Source organism: Desulfonatronovibrio magnus (assembly GCF_000934755.1).
Classification (GTDB): domain Bacteria; phylum Desulfobacterota; class Desulfovibrionia; order Desulfovibrionales; family Desulfonatronovibrionaceae; genus Desulfonatronovibrio; species Desulfonatronovibrio magnus.
The window spans coordinates 1-1,032 of sequence record NZ_JYNP01000159.1; the positions used below are offsets into that span (position 1 = coordinate 1).

The window sequence follows — 1,032 nt, forward strand, 5'->3', positions numbered from 1 at the left end:
ATGGCCACAGCCATATCTTTGTTTTCAATATTATCCAGTATGGGCTTGTCATATTCATCCACCAAAATGACTACCTTCTGCCCTGTTTTTTCGTGCAAAGTGAAAATTAATTCGGTAAACCTGCCTTTCAGGCTTTGTTTAACATACTCGATACCATACTTCAGTCCGTGATCATAAAGAATCTCATCAAAAGAAACCTCAAGTTCACTAACATTTCGGACCACCCCGGAGCCAAAGCTCACATGCACCACAGGGTTTACCTGACTCCAGTCCCAGTTATTTTCTAAGAACAGCCCCTGAAACAGATCCTTTTTACCCTGAAAGGCAGCCTTGATGGTACTAAGAAGCAGACTTTTGCCAAACCTGCGCGGCCGGGAAAGAAAATAATACTTACCCTCAGTGGATAGCTGGTGAACAAAATAAGACTTATCCACATAATAATATCCTTCCCTGATCAAATTCTCAAAGGTCTGAATTCCTATGGGCAATTTTTTCATATTTGATCCTGCTTTATACGTTCCCAGTTCAACTTTCTCAATTCAGCGTTAAAGACTTAAGGCTGCAGATTGCCTCGATCTCAACCCCGATGACAAGCTGCTGCGCAGGAACGCTTGGCGTTCTTTCATGGGTTAGACATCACAGCACTTCTCTTCTTCTATCCCAACATTATGTTTTATCCCGGCATTCCTAATTCTTCTCCCACTCAAAACTCACAATATTGCGGTCCTGGCTGGAAAACTCCACACCTATGAGATAAACTTCATGGCCTGCATACTTTTCTGCGTATCCTCTGACTTTAATCTGCTCCAGAGGCTTGCCCTCACCCGCAAGCTCCACTACTTTGAACTCTATAATATATACCCGCCCCTGAAAACGAATTGACAAGTCCAGCCGCCCCTTATTGGTGGGATCTTCAGGATGAACATTTAAACCCAGAGCGGCAAAATAGCAGTACACAACCGAGGCGTAATAACCTTCATACCGGGATAATTGATTCTTGCGGTACCAGTCGCTTGGTATGGATGCAAAAAA

At 43.5% G+C, this 1,032-nt stretch carries 2 protein-coding genes; both read right to left on the reverse strand.

Features of this window, described 5'->3' with window-relative positions; genetic code table 11:
* Positions 1-497: AAA family ATPase (locus tag LZ23_RS12000; protein ID WP_045214538.1), on the reverse strand; the 497-nt coding region annotated here is incomplete at its 3' end.
* A 190-nt stretch (positions 498-687) separates the two neighbouring features.
* A partial coding sequence (locus LZ23_RS12005; protein ID WP_045214540.1) for a PD-(D/E)XK nuclease domain-containing protein occupies positions 688-1,032 on the reverse strand: 345 nt, incomplete at its 5' end.